The 15,314-nt window shown below is 52.8% G+C and carries 19 protein-coding genes and 2 pseudogenes; 14 read left to right on the top strand and 7 right to left on the bottom strand.

The window, feature by feature from the left end; all coding sequences use genetic code 11:
* Positions 1-24 precede the first annotated feature (24 nt).
* The 6 genes from LIW51_RS17925 (at position 25) to LIW51_RS17900 (ending at position 3,057) form a co-directional block, all read left to right on the top strand.
* Positions 25-594, top strand: coding sequence for a dihydrofolate reductase family protein (locus LIW51_RS17925; protein WP_227377827.1), 570 nt, complete (start codon positions 25-27; stop codon positions 592-594).
* Entirely contained in the window at positions 591-1,091 is a 501-nt protein-coding gene (locus tag LIW51_RS17920; protein ID WP_227377826.1) for an SRPBCC family protein, read from the top strand. The genes LIW51_RS17925 and LIW51_RS17920 overlap by 4 nt, the downstream gene beginning before the upstream one ends.
* Positions 1,036-1,917, top strand: a complete 882-nt coding sequence (locus LIW51_RS17915; protein ID WP_227377825.1) for an SDR family NAD(P)-dependent oxidoreductase — start codon at positions 1,036-1,038, stop codon at positions 1,915-1,917. The genes LIW51_RS17920 and LIW51_RS17915 overlap by 56 nt, the downstream gene beginning before the upstream one ends.
* Before the next feature lies 1 nt (position 1,918).
* The gene (locus LIW51_RS17910) at positions 1,919-2,191 is read left to right on the top strand and encodes a hypothetical protein (RefSeq protein ID WP_227377824.1); all 273 of its coding nucleotides are present in this window, start codon (positions 1,919-1,921) and stop codon (positions 2,189-2,191) included.
* Positions 2,188-2,616, top strand: a complete 429-nt coding sequence (locus LIW51_RS17905; protein WP_227377823.1) for an SRPBCC family protein — start codon at positions 2,188-2,190, stop codon at positions 2,614-2,616. The genes LIW51_RS17910 and LIW51_RS17905 overlap by 4 nt, the downstream gene beginning before the upstream one ends.
* Before the next feature lie 81 nt (positions 2,617-2,697).
* Complete coding sequence (locus tag LIW51_RS17900) at positions 2,698-3,057, top strand: DoxX family protein (RefSeq protein ID WP_227378265.1); 360 nt, start codon at positions 2,698-2,700, stop codon at positions 3,055-3,057.
* A gap of 210 nt (positions 3,058-3,267) precedes the next feature.
* Here the strand turns inward: LIW51_RS17900 and LIW51_RS39215 are convergent.
* From LIW51_RS39215 to LIW51_RS17885, 3 genes and pseudogenes are all read right to left on the bottom strand, one after another.
* Positions 3,268-3,480, bottom strand: a pseudogene (locus LIW51_RS39215) (methyltransferase family protein); the annotation flags it as partial.
* Between the two features lie 444 nt (positions 3,481-3,924).
* Entirely contained in the window at positions 3,925-4,389 is a 465-nt protein-coding gene (locus LIW51_RS17890) for a plastocyanin/azurin family copper-binding protein (protein ID WP_227377822.1), read from the bottom strand.
* Between the two features lie 468 nt (positions 4,390-4,857).
* On the bottom strand, positions 4,858-5,070 hold the full coding sequence (locus tag LIW51_RS17885) for an SWIM zinc finger family protein (protein ID WP_227377821.1): 213 nt from the start codon (positions 5,068-5,070) through the stop codon (positions 4,858-4,860).
* Positions 5,071-5,502: 432 nt separating this feature from the next.
* On the opposite strand from LIW51_RS17885, the gene LIW51_RS17880 reads away from it, so the two are divergent.
* Positions 5,503-5,928: a hypothetical protein gene (locus tag LIW51_RS17880; protein WP_227377820.1), complete on the top strand. Its 426-nt coding sequence runs from the start codon at positions 5,503-5,505 to the stop codon at positions 5,926-5,928.
* A gap of 479 nt (positions 5,929-6,407) precedes the next feature.
* Here the strand turns inward: LIW51_RS17880 and LIW51_RS17875 are convergent, their stop codons facing one another.
* On the bottom strand, positions 6,408-7,463 hold the full coding sequence (locus tag LIW51_RS17875; RefSeq protein WP_227377819.1) for a peptidoglycan DD-metalloendopeptidase family protein: 1,056 nt from the start codon (positions 7,461-7,463) through the stop codon (positions 6,408-6,410).
* A 200-nt stretch (positions 7,464-7,663) separates the two neighbouring features.
* Here LIW51_RS17875 and LIW51_RS39955 point away from each other — a divergent pair, with 200 nt between their 5' ends.
* Together LIW51_RS39955 and LIW51_RS40455 are read left to right on the top strand one after the other, a co-directional pair.
* Positions 7,664-8,227 carry a DUF7351 domain-containing protein gene (locus LIW51_RS39955; RefSeq protein ID WP_438267405.1) on the top strand — a complete coding sequence of 188 codons (564 nt, stop codon included), beginning with the start codon at positions 7,664-7,666 and terminating at the stop codon, positions 8,225-8,227.
* A 344-nt stretch (positions 8,228-8,571) separates the two neighbouring features.
* Entirely contained in the window at positions 8,572-8,766 is a 195-nt protein-coding gene (locus tag LIW51_RS40455) for a DUF6199 family natural product biosynthesis protein (protein WP_497007397.1), read from the top strand.
* 162 nt (positions 8,767-8,928) lie between these two features.
* Here LIW51_RS40455 and LIW51_RS17865 read toward each other — a convergent pair whose 3' ends face one another.
* Entirely contained in the window at positions 8,929-9,096 is a 168-nt protein-coding gene (locus tag LIW51_RS17865; protein ID WP_227377817.1) for a DUF1931 domain-containing protein, read from the bottom strand.
* A 580-nt stretch (positions 9,097-9,676) separates the two neighbouring features.
* On the opposite strand from LIW51_RS17865, the gene LIW51_RS17860 reads away from it, so the two are divergent.
* Both LIW51_RS17860 and LIW51_RS17855 read left to right on the top strand, forming a co-directional pair.
* Complete coding sequence (locus tag LIW51_RS17860) at positions 9,677-10,513, top strand: S8 family peptidase (RefSeq protein ID WP_227377816.1); 837 nt, start codon at positions 9,677-9,679, stop codon at positions 10,511-10,513.
* Between the two features lie 311 nt (positions 10,514-10,824).
* A complete protein-coding gene (locus tag LIW51_RS17855; RefSeq protein ID WP_368411842.1) occupies positions 10,825-11,694 on the top strand; it encodes a mechanosensitive ion channel family protein in 870 nt (289 codons plus the stop codon).
* A gap of 126 nt (positions 11,695-11,820) precedes the next feature.
* Here LIW51_RS17855 and LIW51_RS17850 read toward each other — a convergent pair whose 3' ends face one another.
* Positions 11,821-12,039, bottom strand: coding sequence for a hypothetical protein (locus LIW51_RS17850; RefSeq protein WP_227377814.1), 219 nt, complete (start codon positions 12,037-12,039; stop codon positions 11,821-11,823).
* A 727-nt stretch (positions 12,040-12,766) separates the two neighbouring features.
* Here LIW51_RS17850 and LIW51_RS17845 point away from each other — a divergent pair.
* Positions 12,767-13,885, top strand: a complete 1,119-nt coding sequence (locus LIW51_RS17845) for a mechanosensitive ion channel family protein (RefSeq protein WP_227377813.1) — start codon at positions 12,767-12,769, stop codon at positions 13,883-13,885.
* A gap of 145 nt (positions 13,886-14,030) precedes the next feature.
* On the opposite strand, the gene LIW51_RS17840 is transcribed toward LIW51_RS17845, so the two are convergent.
* A complete protein-coding gene (locus tag LIW51_RS17840; protein ID WP_227377812.1) occupies positions 14,031-14,405 on the bottom strand; it encodes an LEA/WHy family protein in 375 nt (124 codons plus the stop codon).
* 91 nt (positions 14,406-14,496) lie between these two features.
* Between LIW51_RS17840 and LIW51_RS17835 the strand changes: the two genes are divergently transcribed.
* Together LIW51_RS17835 and LIW51_RS17830 are read left to right on the top strand one after the other, a co-directional pair.
* On the top strand, positions 14,497-14,736 hold the full coding sequence (locus LIW51_RS17835) for an amphi-Trp domain-containing protein (protein ID WP_227377811.1): 240 nt from the start codon (positions 14,497-14,499) through the stop codon (positions 14,734-14,736).
* Between the two features lie 48 nt (positions 14,737-14,784).
* A pseudogene (locus tag LIW51_RS17830) lies at positions 14,785-15,303 on the top strand (YhjD/YihY/BrkB family envelope integrity protein); the annotation flags it as partial.
* Positions 15,304-15,314 lie beyond the last annotated feature (11 nt).

Genomic DNA, 15,314 nt, shown 5'->3' with positions numbered 1-15,314 from the left:
TATCGCGATGAATGGAGACGAACCATGAGGAAACTCGTCGTCGAAAACAAGGTCACGCTCGACGGGGTCTTCGATAAGCAAGCGGAGTGGCAGATGCAGTTCTGGGAGGACCCCGATGAGCTGGTGTGCCACTCGAAAGACCACATCACCGAGTTCGACACACTCCTGCTGGGACGCGTAACGTACCAGGGGTTGGCCGCTGTCTGGCCATCCATGACGGACGACGTGGGGTACGCCGACTGGATAAACAGCGTCCCCAAGCACGTCGTATCGACGACGCTGGCTACGGACGAGATGGAGTGGAACGCGCGCCTGATTACAGAGAATGTCACCGACGAAGTCGCCGCGCTGAAACGACAGCCCGGTCGGGACATCCTGATGGTCGGGAGTGGAGAGCTGCTGGAGACGTTGATGCAGCAGGATCTGGTCGACGAGTATCGGCTGATGGTTCACCCTGTCGTCCAGGGCAGTGGCAAGCGCCTCTTCGAGAATGCGAACGCGCCGACGACGATGAACCTCGTCGACACGGAGGTGGTCGGCTCGGGTGTCGTCGTGCTCACCTACGAGCCGTCCGAGGAGGTGGACGACGAATGAGCGACGACTCAAACGGCGGCAGTGGATCGCCGAACGCGTCGGACGAGGGACGGAGTATCACCGTGAGCCGCGTCATCGAAGCACCGCCCGAGCGGGTCTACGAGGCCTTCCTCGACCCGGATCAGCTCGCTCAGTGGCTCCCGCCGACCGGCTTCTCCGCCGAGGTTCACCATCTTAAACCCAAGGTGGGCGGGACGTACCGCATGACGTTCACGGGGGAGACCGACGAGCTCGCCGAGTACGGCTCGACCTTCGGCGGCACCTACCTGGAGCTGGTGCCTGGTGAACGCATCGTCTACACCGACGAGTTCGAGACCGACGACCCCGAGATGGCCAGCGAGATGATGGTGACGGTCACCTTCGAGGCGGTTCCCGAGGGAACCGAGGTCACTGCCCGCCAGGAGGGAATCCCCGAGGCCATTCCCCCGAGCGACGCCAACGATGGGTGGAACGACTCGCTTTCGAACCTCGCGGAGCTGGTGGAGGAAGCGTCGTGACCATCGAAACGGTCGACCCGGATCCTGCCCTCCTGCCCGTATTCAACGCGTCACCGGCAACCAGCGGGGAATCGAAGTGATGCTGGAAGACAAGGTCGCAGTGATCTACGGCGCTGGCGGGTCGATCGGCGGCGCCGTCGCCCGCACCTTCGCTCGTGAAGGGGCCAGGGTCTTCCTCGCCGGTCGCACCGAGGCGACGCTCGACGCCGTCGCCGACGACATCCGTTCGCACGGCGGCGAGGCGGACACCGCCATCGTCGATGCCCTGGACAAGCAGGCCGTCGACGAATTCGTCGACGCGGTGGTCGAGGAGACCGGCCGCCTCGACATCTCATTCAACCTCGTCACGTACGGAGACGTCCAGAAACCGTTGATGGAGATCTCGGTCGAGGACTTCACCTACCCGATCACGACTGCGACGCAAACGCAGTTCCTGACGACGAGGACGGCCGCACGGCACATGATCGAGCGAGAATCTGGCGTGATCCTGACGTTCGGTGGCGGGGGGCCCCAGACGCCGCCCAACCTGGGCGGCTTCAAGGTCTCGCTCGACGCCCTGGAGAGCCTTCGCCGGCAGTGGGCGGTCGAACTCGGTCCCCACGGCATCCGTGTCGTCACCCTGAAGACGGGGGGCATCCCCGAGTCGATCCTAGACGACCTCCCCGGGCGTGAGGAGATCGTCGCCGAGACTAGAGCGGATGCACTACTGTCCCACACGGCGACGTTATCCGACGTGGGCGACGTCGCTGCCTTCGTGGCCTCGGATCGCGGTCGCACCATCACAGGCACGCCGGTGAACGTATCGTGCGGGGCGCTGGTGGACTAAGATGACCGACGCTGCCTCCGCACGAGAGCAACCGCAGCCACGAATCGTCGTCGATCTGTCTACGTCGCTGGACGGGTTCATCGCCGGGCCGAACGACGGTCTGGGGAATCCCGTAGGCGACGGTGTCCGCCCCTTTGAGGGTGTGGGCGGTGGGCACGTCGAGCTGAAACGGGCGGGAGTGATCGCTTCCACCGACGTCACCCACCTGCGATACGACGTCGTGAACAGACGTGGAGCAACTGAACACGAAAATTATGGAAAAATAATACAATGAACGACAATACCGACATCGAAATGACCGAATCGAGCCTGACCGTCCGGCGGACGTTCGACGCGCCCCGCGAGCGCGTATGGCGGGCATTCACGGATTCTGACGAACTGCCACAGTGGTTCGTTCCGGAGGGCATGGAGGCGGAGGTTCACGCCCTTGAGCCCGAGCCTGATGGCGCGTTCGCGGTGAGCTGGACGGATGGGGAGAACCGCATCGATAACGAGGGGACCTACGTTGAGGTAGTCGAGAACGAGCGCCTTGTCGCGGTTGAGGAGACCATGGGAGGAGAGCTTCGTCTGGGCTATGAATTTCGGGATGTCGACGACGGTACCGAGGTCGTTATCACCCAAAATTTCCCGGGTTCGGTATCCGACAGTGTCAGTGAGGGCTGGGCAGGCATGCTCGACACCTTAGCCGAGGTGCTCTAAGAAATGAGCGCACGTATCACTGCCCCCGTTGAGACACCGGACGACGAATCAGCGCAGAGGAGACCCACCCTGTCCCATGCATTGTGGCTTAGTCAGGGGTTGCTCGCGCTCGTCTTTGTATTCGTAGGGAGCATGAAATTGATCACCCCGGTCGAGGTGATGCTGGCGTCGATGCCAGTCACGCTGCCAGGCCTGTTCGTGCGGTTCATCGGTATAGCCGAGGTACTCGGCGCGATCGGCCTGCTCCTCCCCGGGATCCTACACATTCGGGAAGGACTGACACCACTGGCCGCCGTCGGGCTGGTGATCATCATGAGTGGGGCGACGGTGCTCACGGTGGTGGGCATGGGTATTGGGCCAGCGCTGTTTCCAGTGGTGTTGGGGCTGCTCGCCGCGTTCGTCGCCTACGGCCGCTGGCGGCTGGCACCGCTCGGGGTCTGAAGTCCAGTAGGTCAGTTCGTCATGCATAGACTTCCACAATATTGAGGCTGCCTGGGTTGATTTCACCGCTCGTATCGTATGTACAGTAAATGCTGAAACTGTTTTATTGAAAATGAGGAACATGCCATCCGTCCAGGTTATAGTCCGATGGAATCGAGGGAGCCACCGAGGGACACGTTCGCAATACTGTTCGTACACCTCGCCGTACTTCTCCACTAAGTGTGGTTCCTCGTACTCAATGATCCGTAGATGTGTGGCCAGCCACAAGACAATTCCGTACCAGAGAACGAGTGCTGATTTGTACAGGAGTGCTTGGCCACCGATACACAGGAGTAATTCGAGATACATTGGGTTTCGCACGTGGGCGTACACGCCACCTGTGACGAGTTCCTCCGGTTCGTCATACGGGGACGGTGTTCCCATCCCCTCAGTCGCAAATCGCCACAGTACTCCGTCGTCATTGTCCGGCAGCCTCCTCGACGCGGAGGGATCCGCCGCAGTCGCCACAACTGAACTTCTCGGGGTGTTTCACGACGTTCGAGCGCTGGTAGCGCGCCAGTTGCCCACTGCAACCCTCGCAAATCACCCACCAGTTCGGCGATCTGAATCGCTCGCAGTACTGTGAGGTGTCGAGAACGTCGGTCCAGCGGGCGAACGTTCGCCCGTGGTCTGCCTCCCCGAACTCGTGGAACTGCCATGCGTGGATGAGTTTGTGGTGAACGGTGGAGCTGAATTGCTCCCACCCGTGTTATTCGTAGGCCTTCCAGGTCAGCGCAATCGTGATCTCCTTTGTTGTAGGGTCGTAGAAAGTAACCATAGAAGGTACAAAAACAGTAGTATCGGGACGAGAACTGGATAAGCGACGTTCTATTTTTGCTGGAGTTTAATCTTCCCGCGCATCGATTGCGAGTGATATTCACAGTAGTACTGAGTCATCTTTTTCGAGGCGGTAAAGGTCGTACTCACGGTTTTGCCTTTCTCTTCAGCGTCTTCGCTTTTGACGACCGGTTTGTCCTTCTTATTGACGATGTAGAGTTCGTGCTCTTTGCCGTCAAGGTTCTCCCAGGTGAGCGTGTACTTCTGTCCCGGTTGAAGCGTGAGTGTCGGGTTTTTCTTACCTTTGATGGACTTGGGAGCGCGTCCTTGCCAACCGCTTTGTTTCGCTCCCAAGCGAATCTCTTTCCCTTTCTTCTTGTTCTTTGGACCGCTTTCTTGCTTGCTGTCACCACTGCCTGGTAAGCTGCCGGTACAGCCAGCAAGGCTGGTTACGGTGAGTGCACTACCGGTCAGTTTGAGTGCGGTGCGTCGGCTTGTGCGGGGTTGGTCAGTCATGGGCGAGAAAGAGGCTACCAGCGGTGGCGTTAGATAGATTTTGGCCACAATATGAAATTATGAAATAAAATTAAGGAGCTGCTTTGTTACGGCAGATATTCACCTTCAGACGAGCAGATCTATCGGTGCCAAGGAGTATTGACGGTCACCGGAACGAGACACAGAATCAGTCTTCAAGAGCGATCAAGTTGACAGCATGCGCCAGTCTCGAGTTCATTATTCTCGATGTGCTGGGCAAGACACGCATAATTACAGAACTGTCCAATAGTGGTTCGTTCTCCCCTTTGTTCTTCGTCGACAAAGACAGGCTCATGCGCATGCACGTCACTTCCACAGTACGTACAGGCTTTGTTCATATGATATGGAAACGAGCTACAGAGGGAAAAGAGTAGTCTCAACGAAAATGAAGCCTGATTAGGGGGGTATCACAAATTAGGGTCGCAGAAATAGTATCGGGTTGAAGGGAGGTTAGTTCGGCAGTGTCTTCCGCTCTGTTCTCACGCACGGCCAGCACGGGAACTCACCGAGGCCAGCGCAGTCGCAGTCCTCTGGGTCGGCATCGTCTTCGCTGTCCTCCAATAGGAATGCCTCGAGCGTTCCGTCGTCGGTTGCGTTTTCGACGGCGGCCATGTGTTTGCAGTAGGCATCGCGGTGGACGTGATGCGGGCACGTGCAGGCCATCGCGTCACCGGTTACGTCGTCCAGCGTGTAAGATATAGTGGTGCTCTGCGGGGTTCTCGTGGCTCTCGTTGGTGACGTCGATGAATCCGGGGCTTCGATGCCGAAGGAGAAGTGTTCCTGTGTGCGCGTTTCTGTGTCGTCTGGCCGTTCGGCTGAATTTCTAGTGATACGCTATTACTCTCACCTTGGAGATGGTCTGATGAGTATTACCAGTAGAGTCAACATCATCATGCAAATATCAATATACTCATTCGACGAATAACGAGTATGCCCTCAACCTCAGATCGCTTGAAACTTGAAGCGAATACCACCCCTCGCTCGGGGATTTACGGTGCCTGGGACCGACTCGTTGGTCCTGGTACTACAGCTGTCGAATCAGCACTCATTCTTGGAGTTAGTCTGGTATTCACTGCTGGTATCGTCGGGTATGCGATGTTCGCTAATCTCGGATGGGATCTTCTGCAACTACTGCTCGTCGCAGCCTTCGCATTCGATCTCGCCGGAGGAATTCCTGGAAATACAACGCTTGCGAGTACGCGGTGGTGGCACCGCCCTTCTCAGAGCCGTCGTGACCATTTCTTCTTTGCTGCTCTCCATGTCCATCCATTAGTACTCGCCGCAGTGTTCACCACTGTCTCGTGGGTAGCAGCCGGTCTCGTCTATGGGTACCTTCTCGTCGCTACGGCCGTGGTGTTATCCGTGCCGGAACACCTACAGCGGCCGGTAGCAGCGACCATGGTCACCGGTGGGATTGTCCTTACGCTCTATGGGCCCTCTCTCGGAGCGGTATTCGCGTGGGTAGCGCCGTTTCTCTATCTGAAACTAGTACTCGGTCACTCAGTCAAACTTCCCGATTAATTTATCACCGGCTGCTTCGATTTGCCACAATCCAACGGTAATCACCACACCCGTGTCGTGTATGGTTTGACCGTCTGTTGGAAGTTGGTTACTTCGCATCGACTTCTTCATAGTGATGCTGATCGAGCCATACCTGGTATGGAATTGATGAATGCATGACTCTTCCTATTGGTAATCTATATTTAACACTATCTTCTATCTAAGATCGGTTAGGAAGATTCGTCACATATATCTCCAAAATTTAGACCGTCGAGATTGGTTTCAGTATCTACCGTGCATGATGAAACCACCTGCTTGAGTTCAGTGTCTAGGAGGATTCTTTCGCCATGATTTTTAACAAAATGCAGTTCTCTTTTGACGGTTCTGTTGAAATCCTCAGACAGCGACAAGCCCCACCAATGGTTTAATTGATGCAGTTCCTCTCAAAGTTCTAGTGGCTTAGTTTGTCGAGCAGAGGAAATATCCATCACCGCTGTCGATTATCTATCAGTAAAACAACCTTCGGAGGCATCTACATTGTCGCCAGCCAGTAGGTAAAGAGCTTCTCTCGAGTCATAGTCTGTGTAAGCCTCATAGTTGCTCGCCTTCTCATCGTCGCGGTCGACGTGGACGCCAAAGAAGCGTGGTGCCAGACCAGCGGCTGTCCAGAAGCTCTGGGTGTCTTGTAACTGATAGTGTAGGTGTGGTTCTGTGGAGTGCCCGGAGTTTCCGCACTGACCGATCACCTCCCCGGCCGTAACAGAATCACCCTCGGAAACAGTCGTGCTTCCCGCCTTAAGGTGCGCGAGGAACGAGTATTCACCAGTCTCGTGTTCGATGGTGACGTGATTGCCTGCGATATCCCACGTGCGCCACTCGATCCGCGCACCTCCTGGGTGCGGGTAGTCGCGACGCCGGTCGCTCACAGCGACCACAGTGCCATCGGCCGGCGCACGAATTGGTTTTCCGAAGGCATAGTAGTCGTCCAACTCCTCGCCGTCGCCAGTATGGGTTTTACCCTCTTCGTCAGTGATGACGAAGTCGTACGCATAGCGTTGGGAAAGTATCTCCCATGAGTGGGAGGTGTCTTCGGTGACGCCGCCGTTGACGACGGTCCACTCACCGTCAAAGGGGAGAGTGAGGGCCGTTTGGGGAGTATGGAGCTCTATGCTCGGCACGCCATTTCGGTACCGGAAATAGGCGATGAATTGCCCACCGAGCTGGAGAATCTGGGTGAGAATGCCCCATGGTGTGGTTGCCCAACAGAGCATGGATAACACATAGACGGCCCGCTCGCGGTTGGTCATCTCAAATTCGTCACTATCCACTTCAATAGAAACGGTCTGGAGGACAATCGGGAGTAGACCTGCAAGGAGGAAGCAGAGGAATACGAGCCACCACGGGCCTCCGAGGTAGTCCGTGAGCCCACCAAGGGCAACTCCGACACCCATGAGAGTCCAGATATTGACGTCGGCCAGGCGAACGAGCAAGCGTCGTGGGAAGGACTTTGGAGCTGAGGCAGGACCGTCGCTCTCATCCACCGCATGTTCTTCCATGGTGCTGGATGGACGATGTAGTGTATATTGTTTTTGTGAAACACAGTTCACAGACCTATACATTCATTGGCTCAAGCCAAGAATCATAGCCAATGACGACCGACGACTTGGCTGCTCCTCGGGTAGCCTTCTCCGTTCTCGCCCATGAGATCCGTCTATACATTCTATTATCCTTGTTCGAAGAATAAGAGGGAGGATGGATAGAACCGCGGGGCTACGCCGAGTTGATGCGTACCGTTGGCATCGAGGACAGCGGCCGGTTCAATTATCACCTCGACGAGTTACGCGGCAATTACATCCGACGCGTTGATGATGGCTACGTTCCGACAGCGGCTGCGACGGCACTCTACCGGGCAGTGCTAGCGAATCGGCCCATGGAGGATACCGACCGCACTCTCGACATTGATTCCCCGTACCCGATGTGTGATAACGAACTGGCCGTCCAGTATCGGAGAGGGTTCCTCTCGGTGCGTTGTCCAAGCTGCAAATCGCCGGCAACCAGGCACACCTATCCATTCCCAGCAAACGGCTTCATAGAACGGAGTGACGCAGAGATCTTGTTGACGTTCCATCGACGCCTGCGCTCGCATCTCGCTCTTGCGCGAAACGGGCAGTGTCCTTTCTGTGCTGGCCGAACCGACTGCGAGCTCGTTGCTGGCACTACCGACAGACTCGGCCATTACGACATTCTTCGGCGTACTCACCGTGATCGTAAGAGGGGAATGCGAAAGACACAGGCGAAATGTGGCCAACGAAGTAAGTGACTAAAACAACTCAGTAGTGTGTTTTGTGAAGGATCAATGTGTCTGAGCATCACCTTCACAGCTATACAATCACAGCACGGAGAGAAATACGATGACTGCACGAGAGCCATGACCAACGAAAGGGTATGAAGCGAATTTTACGGTGGTCTAGCTGTACCTCCTTGTCACTGCAGGGCTTCTCATCCTCCTTTCCATCTAAATTCCGATTACTGGTGACGCATTTGTTATTGCGGCGGTTCTCGTCGCTGGTGGGATGTTAGGATTCTTCTGGCCGCTCTTTCGGCGTATCCATGCAACCCATGAATCAAAACGTAATTATTGCAGGTGATCGATTATAGATAAATATGAATCCACTTGGTCTTGTGTTTCTCATGATTGGTGTGGTTTTCATACTGTATCCGGAGCGGATTGCTCGCAATCGGCTGAAAGGTGCAAAGGATCCCACTCCCACACAGGGAGCGACCAACATGGTTCGTTATGTTGGCGGGCCTCTCTTGGTGATTCTTGGGTTTATCATGGCGTTTGTGACGATACAATGAAATGCGGAGTTCACGTCCGACTTATCGATGGTGAGATTCGCAAGAAGAAGCCTGAAGCTCGTCGCGTAATCTGAATTCGCCCCGAATAGTGGTCAGTCGCTAGAAAACTGAGTTCTGTGTAGCGACAAAAATAGGTTGATGCTACATCGAGGCGGTGAACCGTTACAAATCGCGCGGTTGGACGGTTTTGCGATCATTTTCTTCAGCCCGTCGGGCGGCGTTTTCGAGGACTGAAGCAACTTCTTCATCGAGTGCATCGTAGAAGTCACTCGCTACATTGTGTTCTTCGAGCTGGTTTTTCACTGCCGCTTTGACAATCAAATCAGCCATACAAGCGCCCAGACGGTATAATACTACAAAAGACCAGTGGTGAAATGATTGAAAAAGGACCAGTAATTGGGATCACTGATAACGATATTCTGCGGGAGATTCGTGAGTCCGAGTTTCAGGCTGTGACCGCTCGGTGGGTTGCAGATTCAGTTAAAATGGAACGGCGGCCAGTGCATTAGCGGCTTGAAAAGATTCATGAAAGGGGTGAGTTAGAACGTGGAAAATCGAGTCCACGAGTGGTTATTTGGTGGATACCCGAGGAGTAACTGGTCAAGGGGAAGTCGTTATTGGTAGCAGCAATGGGGCTCAACACCCCGATTAGGGTTACTTTTGTGAACGAGGATCGGTCACATGATATTGGTCATTGGGTACGTAACTATAGCCATATTTATTAATTCATTTCCAAAAATATTCACATGTGGCGATTAGATATTTTAGTTCAGGGTGCGAATCAGCGCAGTGGTGTAAGAAAATGCCAAAGAAAATCATATTTTATCAAGATTAACCCAAAATACTCGAAAGATACTGCAAAATTATCGAAACATACGATTCTGGGGACAATCTCGTATCAGCAGCGTATGTGCAGTATAATACTGAATACGAGTCAAAGTTACAAGCGGATGAACAAATTATTGGTATCGAAGATAATATCACCGCTACACTTCGATACGAACCAGATTTCATCAGCGAAGAGCCGGCAGACGTAGCGACAATTGAGGATGTCCGTCGCCTTCATAACATCCCACAATTAGCAGCACCTGGTGAGCAACAGACTGTTGTCATCATGGACTCGGGAATCGATACGAGTCATCCGGTGTTCGCAGAAACCTCGGTCACACAAATTGATGTCACGAAGACGGGAGGGAGTGATGATGCGGTCGGTCATGGGACAGCAGTTGCCGGGCAAGTAACGCGGCTTGCACCTGCTGCAGATCTTATCTCCCTTCGAATATTTGGAAGTGAGGGAAGAATCAAGATGAACATCATTCTTCGAGCGTATGAATGGCTTCACAAGAATCACGACCAATATAACGTCGTCAATATGTCGTGGGGGAACCAGAAGCGATCGAAGCGACTCGATCGAATTCATACAAAGCTCATCGAAAAAGGAGTTCGAGATGTTGTTGCTGCAGGTAACACGGGGGCGAAAAGTGGAAGCCCAGCGACAGCAAAAGGAGCGTTTAGCATCGGCGCATGCACGAAAGACGGCAAAATGGCCGAATTCTCCTCCTATACTCCAAACGGTGATAATCCAGACGTCACAGCGATCGGGAAAGACAACCGGTTGGCGCAAGCCACTGGAACCAACATGGGCAAATCGCTAGACGGACAATGGGTGAAAGCCTCCGGGACGTCGTTTGCAGCACCAGAAGTTTCTGGAAGGATCGCCAAATATATTGACATAAAAGGTGACTGATCTCCGAAGAGCATCCTGAAAACATTTGAAAGAGTGGCTCGAGATAATGAAGGACAACCGAAAGACGGTGCCGGAATCGCCGAATATCAAGCAGCAGTTGATGAAGGAACATCTGATCCGCCGGAACAAGAGTCCGATCATATACTATAAATAGTAAAGCTACTTCCGAGTTGTTTCGAAAGTCTAGTTTTGTTATAATGACTACTTTAGTTTTGTCGTTATCTTCGACAAGTGGTCACAACATTCATTGAAGATACGTTCTATTCCCTGGTCGAAGTATGGTGTCACAGCTCGAGTTAAATATGATCCCAATCATCCCATTACAGCAGAATACCACATCACTCATTAGTAAGTATGCGATTCCAGCGATACTGTTCGTGGTAACACTCGTCGTCGTGTATCTACTCGGTCAGAATGTTCTCATTCCTGTGGTTACCCGAGCACTTAAACGGCAAGGGCATGACCCAGCCGTGCGAAGTCTAGGCGAGAATGTTGCTAGCGTGCTCGTTTGGGCACTTGCAATCGCGGCAGCATTCACGGTCACCGGATTTGGCAGTGTGATTGCCGCGTTCGGTGTCTTCGCTGGTGCTATTGTGCTCGCCATCGGTTTTGCTGCACAAGAACTACTTGGCAACTTCGTCGCAGGGATTTTCATTCTGAAAGACCGTCCGTTTACGGTGGGTGATTGGATCGAATGGAGCGATGGCGAGGGGCGAGTCGAAGACATCGATCTGCGTGTGACACGCGTTCGGACATTCGATAATGAACGCATTACAGTTCCAAATGGCGACTTGGCGAATAATGCAGTAAAGAATCCGGTTGCGTATGAGAAACTCCGACAGAAATTCGTCTTTGGCATTGGCTACGATGACGACATTGATCACGCAAAGGACGTGATTCTCGACGAAGCACGGCAACACGAGGAGATTCTTGCAGATCCAGCGCCGGATATTCGAGTGACGGAGCTCGCAGACTTCTATGTCGGTCTGCAAACTCGGTTCTGGATTGGCGATCCTGCCCGATCGAACTTCACACGAATTCGGTCTGAGTTGGTACAAGCGGTGAAAGAACGGCTTGATGCTGAAGCTATCGACATGCCGTATCCATATCGAACGCTAGAGGGATCACTTAATGTCACTGACACACAGGTGACAACCGAAAAATCACTGTTTGATGAGTGAGATGAGAAAATAACCTCACTCTCCATTTCAGTCATATCACATGAGGCAGACACATACAGGCCATTAACTCATGGATCACATCGTCGATGAAGACGACGTTCTGGTGGTCTGCGAGGTGCTCGTGGCTCACATAGTGACGTCGATGAGTCCAGGGACATTGACGTCGAAGGCGAATTGTTCGGCTTGTGCGCGTTGCTGTGCCGTCTCGTCAGCTTCAAGGGTTGCGGATGGTTCCGTTTGTATGGTCTTTCGAGCCTTGGCAGACGAAAGACCAGCGTCGGATGGTTCAGCATCCGGCGCGGTTCTACGCTGATCAAGCCGTGCAGCGATACGGCTACATCCCATTGCAGCAAGTCGTCTACAACGGGTTGGACGCCATCGATTTTTGGAGATGGTGTATGAAGCTTCCTGAAATCCGTGAAACCAACAGTTAACGCGCTCTCGAATAGAGTTTGCATATTGCTATTTATCCGTAGATTTTTCCCGGTATGCACGAAGAGTGTAAATCACCACTCAATGAGACTCATCAACAAACTCAAACAGCTATTCACGACGGAAAGTGATGCATCCTTTGAATGCCAGCTGTGTGGTGAAACCTTCGACACCACGGAAGGAATTTGTCCCAAGTGCGGCGGTCAAGTCACGAAACAGGATCAACAGTCATCCGACAAGCGACTCGATCGGTGATGGCGTGTGCCTTTGCTGTTGGCGGGTAGCTAATGGCCAGTTAATTCGTCTTGTGTTTAGTTTTAAACTAGCCCGTTCACATCAATCATGGGAAGTATACAGAGAAAGCCACTAACGACGATATTTTTATGGCGATACGCGAGTCGGAGTTCCCGGCTGTGATCGCTTCCTGGGTGGCGGATACGCTTGGATTGAGCGGCCCACCGCGCATCGACGGCTTAATGATATCCAAATATTAGATGGAATATAATTTCGGCACACTCTTGTGACGCCACTGTCTTCCAATGTGACGCATGGCACGCATCGTAGAACAATCACACCCTCAGACCTGGATATACCGCCCTGATAGTACCACCCAGCACCAATTTACTAGAAGAGAATATCGATGATTCTTGCATCGTTTCTCCAGTGGGTCGTCAATCAATTTCCGGGTTCCGAGGGCCAATTTTTCCTGTCTCTCATTGTTGGTATTGGACTTATTCTTGGTGAATGGGTGCTTTGGAGGCTCTCACGGATTGCAAAGCATGACTACGCATCTCGCCTGGTAAATGTTGGTCTACTCGTTGTCAGTCTGTTTCTTATTGGGGCAAGTGGCAGTTTGTTCGTTATTATCTGGGAACAAACGCACCACGCAGTAGAGAGTGTGAAAGCACTCGGCGCAGTTAGACGGACCGGGTTTCAATTCGTGCTGACACTTGGCGTGTATGCGGCAGTGTACGTTAGCGCCGGAATGGTCGATCGAGTCATTGATCAACTCTTGCAACAGACCGAGGAGATCACACGTCATCAGGGAAAGGTCGTTTCCCGATTGTCTATTATCGGTGTGTATGTTGTTGGTCTATTCGCTATATTGAGTGTCTGGAAAATAAACCTCCAAGGGTTGTTTGTGGGTGCTGGACTGCTTGGTGCTGTAATTGGATTAGCAGCAAATGAAACGCTTGGATCGCTGCTTGCTGGCTTTCAGCTCATGTTCTCGCGACCGTTCGAAATTGGTGATTGGGTACAAATCGATGAGCATGATGGGATCGTGACTGACATCACGATTTTCACGACTCGTATCGAGACGTTCGAAGGAAAATACATCATGCTCCCAAACGATGTCGTCAGTAGTAGTACAATCATCAATATCGGGCGGAAGGGACGACTACGACTCGGTGTTGAGGTGGGGGTGGACTATGAAGCCGACCCCGATCATGCGATGGCTATTGCAAAGGAAGCTATGAAAGGTATCGACGACATTTTGACGGTGCCGAGTCCAGACGTCGTCTTGAAGCAATTTGGGGATTCTGCAGTCCTCCTTGAGCTTCGATTTTGGATCGAGAAACCGAGTAGTCGCCGGAAGTGGCGCGCAGTAACAGCTGTGGTTCGTGCGGTCAAACTCGCCTATGACCGTGAAGGAATCAAAATTCCGTATCCACAACAAGAGGTGTCTGCTCGAGAGGAAGCTGGCGGCTTTCGAATCGTTGATGGCGAGTCGACGGTTACCATTCCCGAACAAGATTGAGGGATTAGTAGCAACAGACAACTACCAACCCTCGATTGGTCAGTAAGGTCTCTTCTCTCGGGAGTTCTAAGACTAAAAAAGATACTCTGATTTCGTCTCTACAGGTGGAAAAGCTCGAGAACCACGAGCTTACTTCCAAGAGGATTCAGCCACATGTTGTTGCGGCAGTTTGATTATCCTCGAAAATGGCGGTCTGCATAGTACATTGGTAAGTGATGCCGTCTCCATCGGGAACACGAATCGGCTTGCCGACCCCGAGTGGATCAACAACGAGTTGTGTGCGCATTACTATGGTGGAGCGTTCGCCATTCTTGACGTGTGATCGGAACCAATCATCGACTTTGTCGTTGTCCATCGTAATAGGGAGAATAACTTCTCGGGTTTCCCCTGGAAGCAGAAGCTTCTGTCTGGTCGAGTTCGCTGAAGCGACACCGCTTTCCGAGTGAAACATCGTCACGCCGTTTACGACATTCAAGGCCATCTGTATCGGAGCAATCTTTAGTGTGGTCGGCGCCGCCACGGCTGATAGTCCCTTCTAAAAATGACTATGGTTTGGAGCCCAACTCTTTGCCCAAAACACCTATTCGAGTGATTTGAGATAGCTACTCACGATGTCCAAAAAGATACTTAACGAGGAGAAGATCTCGCGAGAAGAAGTCGCCGATCGCTTGCAAGCAATTGCACACGAATTTCGAGAAGGTGGAGACGCCAATATCGATGTTGGCAACAAAACGGTGACCCTCTCGCCATCGAGTTCTGTGGGCTATGAAATCGGTACTCGTGAATCGTCGTCTGTACTCCGTGGGAGTCGCGAATCAGTGACCATTAAACTGGACTGGAAACCCGAGTAGGAGAGGGATTATGTAGTGTCGGTAGAACCTTGAGGCCAAACCACTGTTATCGATTATGTCTCCATCAGTTTAGAACAGTATCACAGTTGCTCAGTCGGTTCGAACCGAATACAGGAAAAGCAGGTAACGTTTCTCGCAGGGAGTATCGCATACCATGCATTCATCTCTCTTCTACCTCTATTGCTCCTTGCATTTCTAGCATTTGCAACGGTTGGAAGCAACAGCTTACAGACCCAAGTAATCGACTATGCGCGCTCTCTTTCTCCTGCAATAGGTGATCTTGCCGAAACCACTCTTGAAAGTGAACAGGGACGAGCGAGTGCGTCCATCGTGGGGATACTAACGCTCACATGGGGGGCGTTGAAGCTCTTCCGTGGATTGGATACTGCCTTTTCCGAAATCTATGCAGCTGAAACAGATGAATCCATTCTTGATCAAGTACGTGATGGGCTTATCGTTCTGTTCGCGATCGGGTTTGCAGTGATTGCAACGATTATTGCAGGCGCGCTGCTTGCCCTCTTTCCTGCAGTTCCATTCATCGAACTTCTCAACCCAATTGTGTTGGTCGTAGCACTCGT

This window comes from Haladaptatus halobius, from assembly GCF_020618475.1.
GTDB lineage: Archaea > Halobacteriota > Halobacteria > Halobacteriales > Haladaptataceae > Haladaptatus > Haladaptatus halobius.
The sequence above is the reverse complement of the archived record's forward strand: the minus strand, read 5'-3'. Positions and strand labels throughout refer to the sequence as shown.

What these genes read in the sequence shown, in the direction of transcription:
- LIW51_RS17925 (WP_227377827.1), top strand. Translation starts at nt 25, where the DNA reads ATGAGGAAACTCGTCGTCGAAAACAAGGTCACGCTCGACGGGGTCTTC.
- LIW51_RS17920 (WP_227377826.1), top strand. Translation starts at nt 591, where the DNA reads ATGAGCGACGACTCAAACGGCGGCAGTGGATCGCCGAACGCGTCGGAC.
- LIW51_RS17915 (WP_227377825.1), top strand. Translation starts at nt 1,036, where the DNA reads ATGGGTGGAACGACTCGCTTTCGAACCTCGCGGAGCTGGTGGAGGAAG.
- LIW51_RS17910 (WP_227377824.1), top strand. Translation starts at nt 1,919, where the DNA reads ATGACCGACGCTGCCTCCGCACGAGAGCAACCGCAGCCACGAATCGTC.
- LIW51_RS17905 (WP_227377823.1), top strand. Translation starts at nt 2,188, where the DNA reads ATGAACGACAATACCGACATCGAAATGACCGAATCGAGCCTGACCGTC.
- LIW51_RS17890 (WP_227377822.1), bottom strand. Translation starts at nt 4,389, where the DNA reads ATGACTGACCAACCCCGCACAAGCCGACGCACCGCACTCAAACTGACC.
- LIW51_RS17885 (WP_227377821.1), bottom strand. Translation starts at nt 5,070, where the DNA reads ATGGCCTGCACGTGCCCGCATCACGTCCACCGCGATGCCTACTGCAAA.
- LIW51_RS17880 (WP_227377820.1), top strand. Translation starts at nt 5,503, where the DNA reads ATGTTCGCTAATCTCGGATGGGATCTTCTGCAACTACTGCTCGTCGCA.
- LIW51_RS17875 (WP_227377819.1), bottom strand. Translation starts at nt 7,463, where the DNA reads ATGGAAGAACATGCGGTGGATGAGAGCGACGGTCCTGCCTCAGCTCCA.
- LIW51_RS40455 (WP_497007397.1), top strand. Translation starts at nt 8,572, where the DNA reads ATGAATCCACTTGGTCTTGTGTTTCTCATGATTGGTGTGGTTTTCATA.
- LIW51_RS17865 (WP_227377817.1), bottom strand. Translation starts at nt 9,096, where the DNA reads ATGGCTGATTTGATTGTCAAAGCGGCAGTGAAAAACCAGCTCGAAGAA.
- LIW51_RS17850 (WP_227377814.1), bottom strand. Translation starts at nt 12,039, where the DNA reads ATGGGATGTAGCCGTATCGCTGCACGGCTTGATCAGCGTAGAACCGCG.
- LIW51_RS17845 (WP_227377813.1), top strand. Translation starts at nt 12,767, where the DNA reads ATGATTCTTGCATCGTTTCTCCAGTGGGTCGTCAATCAATTTCCGGGT.
- LIW51_RS17835 (WP_227377811.1), top strand. Translation starts at nt 14,497, where the DNA reads ATGTCCAAAAAGATACTTAACGAGGAGAAGATCTCGCGAGAAGAAGTC.